The organism is Mesorhizobium sp. M7A.F.Ca.CA.001.08.2.1 (genome assembly GCF_003998455.1).
GTDB lineage: Bacteria > Pseudomonadota > Alphaproteobacteria > Rhizobiales > Rhizobiaceae > Mesorhizobium > Mesorhizobium ciceri.
In genome coordinates this window covers 1-4,099 of sequence record NZ_RZPW01000587.1, presented here as the reverse complement: position 1 = coordinate 4,099, position 4,099 = coordinate 1, and the positions used below count along the sequence as shown (strand labels likewise).

The 4,099-nt window shown below is 62.4% G+C and carries 4 protein-coding genes and 1 pseudogene; all 5 read right to left on the bottom strand.

What is annotated here, in order from left to right; all coding sequences use genetic code 11:
- Positions 1-427: pseudogene (locus EN914_RS26880) on the bottom strand (GGDEF domain-containing protein); the annotation flags it as partial.
- 160 nt (positions 428-587) lie between these two features.
- On the bottom strand, positions 588-1,058 hold the full coding sequence (locus EN914_RS26875) for a hypothetical protein (RefSeq protein WP_013531956.1): 471 nt from the start codon (positions 1,056-1,058) through the stop codon (positions 588-590).
- Between the two features lie 160 nt (positions 1,059-1,218).
- On the bottom strand, positions 1,219-2,043 hold the full coding sequence (locus EN914_RS26870) for a hypothetical protein (RefSeq protein WP_024505344.1): 825 nt from the start codon (positions 2,041-2,043) through the stop codon (positions 1,219-1,221).
- 80 nt (positions 2,044-2,123) lie between these two features.
- Positions 2,124-3,086: a type II secretion system F family protein gene (locus tag EN914_RS26865; RefSeq protein ID WP_013531958.1), complete on the bottom strand. Its 963-nt coding sequence runs from the start codon at positions 3,084-3,086 to the stop codon at positions 2,124-2,126.
- A gap of 1 nt (position 3,087) precedes the next feature.
- The gene (locus EN914_RS26860) at positions 3,088-4,026 is read right to left on the bottom strand and encodes a type II secretion system F family protein (protein WP_245497849.1); all 939 of its coding nucleotides are present in this window, start codon (positions 4,024-4,026) and stop codon (positions 3,088-3,090) included.
- Positions 4,027-4,099: the final 73 nt, after the last annotated feature.

The following is a 4,099-nucleotide window of genomic DNA, read 5'->3' as shown; positions in this document are numbered from 1 at the left end:
CCTGACTGCCGTTGATCCAGAACATGGCGCCGATCGCCGACAGCAGCGCCGTCACCGTGGTGTAGGTGATGATGAAACCAACGCCGTCAAAGCCCATAAAGGTCACGATGGCACAAATGGCCATGGCAGCAAGCGCCGGTGCAACGGCGCGCCTGTAGCCGGGCACGCCGAGATATTGCATGGCCGACAAGCAGAGGATCAGGAACCCCAGGCTGAGCAGCGCAAGCACGATCTGGCAAAGCAGCGGATCGGGGTCCTTGGTGTACCGCCAGAACAGGATCACATGCGCGACGAGCACCAGAATTCCGCACGCCACCGTCAGCACGAAACCTGCCTTGGGCGCGGTGAACCAGATCGCAAACATGGTGACGCTGAGGCATATGCCCGACAGCGCGGCTGCGAGCAGGAGCGAACTGAAGTCCAGCATATCGGGCAAGGGCCTCTCGAGCGTCGGCGGTTGCGCTGCATTCTAGGTCAGCGGCTGCCCCCAGATACGGATTTTCAGGCGATCCATCGATGCAACCTGCAGATAGGGTTTACAAAGCGTCGATGGCACGTGTCCCGAAACCGGACCATTGGACGCGAGATCAACCCTTGTTCAGGAGAGCGAGATTGGCGTTGACGACGGTGGGATCGGCCATGCCGGCCTTCGCTTCGAGCAGCAGCGCCTTGGCCTTCTTGCGATTGCCGCGCAACAGTTGCGAATAACCCATATTGTTGACGATCTGCGGCCTGCGACCGGCGACCTTCAGAAGCTGGCCGTAGGCACGGTCGGCGAAGTCGAAGCGGCCGAGTTCATCATAGGAAGCCGCGAGCCCCATCCAGGCCTCCGCATTGTCGGCCTTCAACTCGACGGCCTTGCGGAAGTGCTTTTCGGCGAGGCCGTAATTGGCGTCGCGAAACTGCGCCTTGCCTTGCGCCAGATCGGAGGTTTCGGTGTCTTTAGCCGCCGGTTGGATGGCGGTGGTCTTGGTGGTGTCGACGCCACTCGTCGAACAGCCAGACATCATCAAGACGGCCGCCATCGTGGCCATTGCCGGGAAATTATTGTGACGCATGCCCCTGCCTCATCGCCCGATTTGCCGGGTCGTTCTTCAGGAAACACAATATATCAGCGGCGATTAAACTTCGGTGCCGAAACGCCGCCAAAATTCGGCTTCGGGCACACCAGCCATTAACCACCAGGCCGCGGTGCTTCAGTCGCAGCCAGCGGCGTCCTCACGGCTCCAGGGCTTTGAGCCCCGCAGGAGCCGTATACCGGCTGCCGTCATAGCGCAGCCGGTAGGTTTGGCTCACGGACTTGCCGGGATGGGACTGGCACTCGCCATCCTTGTCGGGCAACGGATTGTCGGTATCCATTCGCTCGACCACCGTTATGTCGTGGTAGCCATGATGTTTGGCCGGGCTCATCGTCAGGCTAACCCGACTGGTATGGAAGGATCCGGCGCAATTGGTATCACCCTCGCCGCCATTGCCGGCCACGACCAGACCATCGAGCACCATCCTCAGGGAATCGCCATCGACGGCATAGAGCCGCAGGTCGGTTTCACTGAACGGATTAGGCAGCGAATTGTTTGCCATTTCGATGCGCAGGCCAAAGGCAGTAACATCGGGCGCCAGCGCATAGCGGCCGGTATCAAGTTCCACCTGGCGGATGGCGATGGCATCATCATTCATCAGCCCGGGCTGGAGCAGGCGCTGGCGCACCTGCCGGCTCTTCCTGTCGACAATCAAAAGCTCGATATCGCCGGCATGCGCGTAGTCGCTGGGTTGGGACCCGTCCATCAGCGGCACTGCGACCAACAGCAGGTCGTCATGGGCGGGCCAGATCTTGCAAACCAGCCCTGGCGGATCGCCATACGCGAATGTCAGGGCAATGCTGGTGTGGGGTTCGAGCGTGAACGAGGTGCCGTCGGCGCTCTTTCGAGCTTTGGGATAGGCCTGCTGCACCAAGGCGGCGGCATCGCCGCAATCGCCGGCCACGGCCCAGGCGGGCGACAGGCTGGCCGCGGCAAGGCCAAGGAAGAGGGTGCGCAGCAGCATGGACTTTCTCACCTGCAAAGCCGGGTTCGGTCAGGACAATGGTTTGTCAGCCCCTTGCTAGGGCTTTTGTGGAGCGCTCGCTAGTGCGCCGTCATTTTGACGATGACTGGAATGGCCGCGATCATCAGCACCACCGGCAGGATGCACACAACCACGGGCACCGACATCTTGGCAGGCAGAGCGTGCGCCTTTTCCTCGGCCAACGACATACGCTTATGGCGCATGTCGTCGGAGAAGACGCGCAGCGCCCCCGACAGGCTGGTGCCGAGTTCCTTGGACTGCTGCAGCAGCGTGGCGAAGGAACGCACCTCGTCCAGGCTGAGGCGATCGGCGAGCGCCTTCAGCGCATCGTCGAGGCTGCGCCCGGCCCTCAGCTCCAGCGACACCAACTGCAGGTTCTGGCTGAGCGCGGGATAAGTCTTGGCGAGTTCCTTGGAGACGCGCTCTATGCCTGCCTCCATGCTCATGCCGGCATCCGAGCAGACAATCATCAGGTCCATGAAATCGGGAAAGCCGTTGCGGTACTCACGCCTGCGTTCCCGCACTTTCTGGCTCAGCACCAGGCCGGGCAGGAAATAACCGGCCGCGCCCGACAGGATGACGAATGTCCAGCGGCTGGCCATCGTTGCGTCCGGACTGGCCATCCAGCGGTTGAGCACAAACACGCCTATTGCCGTGCCGATCATCGCAGTGAACCGGATCAGGAAGAACGTGCCGACAGCGCGCGGCTCCATGTAGCCCGCCTGGATAAGCTTCATGCGCAGCCGCGCGACATTTTCCGGATCGCTCCTGGCGTAGAATTCCTGCGCCCGCTTCACCGCCTTCTCGCGCACGATGCCGGTATTCTTCTTTTGCACCGGCTCCGGTTTGGCGGCCACGGGACCGTTGTCGACCCTGAGCCGGCGCATGACCTCGTTGCGATCGCCCTTCGCCATGACAACAGGCCAGGCAACAGCGGCAGCACCCACCGCCAGCAGCAGTATGGCCACCGGCATCAATGAGGTCGGCGCAAGCGAGGCGAGGAATTCGATGAAACCCTGCATGTCAGAACTTGAAATTCGACATCTTGAACATCATCAGATTGCCCAGCATCAGCCAGGTGATCGACGCGCCAAGCAGATACCAGGTCTTCGGCTCGCCCCAGACGTCGCTGTAGAAGCCCGGCATCAGTGCCATGATGGCGGCAAACAGCAACGCCGGCACGGCCGTCAGAATGTAGGCCGACATCCGGCCTTCTGTCGCAATGGCGCGCACCTTGCGGCGCAGCTTGCCACGCTCGCGAATCGTCGTCGCCAGGCCGTCGAGGATCTCGCGCAGATTGCCGCCCGAACTGGTCTGGATCGAGACGGCGGTGACGAACAACGGCAGATCCTCCTGGCCGACCCGGTCGAACAGCGAGTTCAACGCCGAAACCAGATCGGATCCGTAGGTCACTTCGTCGGCGATGACGCCGAACTCGCTGCCGATCGGGTCGGGCATCTCGCGCGCCACCATGGCGATCGCCACCGGCACCGGGTGGCCGGCCTTCAGGCCACGCGTGATCAGTTCCAGCGCCTCCGGCAACTGCATGCCGAACCGCTTCAGCCGGCGCTTGCGCTTGAAACGCAGCGTCAGCACCGGCAATAGCGGCATGAGCACCACGAACAGGACGAACCCCATCAGCGGCGGCAAGCCGTACCAGATGGCGACCAGGGCCATCGCCATCGCCACGCCGCAGGTGATCATCAGGAATTTCGACAGCGGCATGATCATGCCCGACTGGGTTCGCAGAGCGCGAAACCGGTCCGCCGAAAACAGCGGCGTGCCCGCGTCGAGGCCGCGCTCCTTGCGCAGTTGGACGAGCACCTGCTCCTGGCTGATCTTGTTTTCCTGCAGCTTCATGCGCCGGTTGATGGCGGTGCGCTTGTCGCTGCGGCCGGCATAAAGCAGGTAACAGGCCTCGGCGATCAGGATGCCGGTCAGCGCGGCCGCAGGAGTAGCCAAGTGTTCGATGGAATGAGCGCGATCTATGTCGTCTATGCCGCGGCCGGATGCCGGTCGCCTCGTAGTGGCCCAG

What these genes read in the sequence shown, in the direction of transcription:
- EN914_RS26875 (WP_013531956.1), bottom strand. Translation starts at nt 1,058, where the DNA reads ATGCGTCACAATAATTTCCCGGCAATGGCCACGATGGCGGCCGTCTTG.
- EN914_RS26870 (WP_024505344.1), bottom strand. Translation starts at nt 2,043, where the DNA reads ATGCTGCTGCGCACCCTCTTCCTTGGCCTTGCCGCGGCCAGCCTGTCG.
- EN914_RS26865 (WP_013531958.1), bottom strand. Translation starts at nt 3,086, where the DNA reads ATGCAGGGTTTCATCGAATTCCTCGCCTCGCTTGCGCCGACCTCATTG.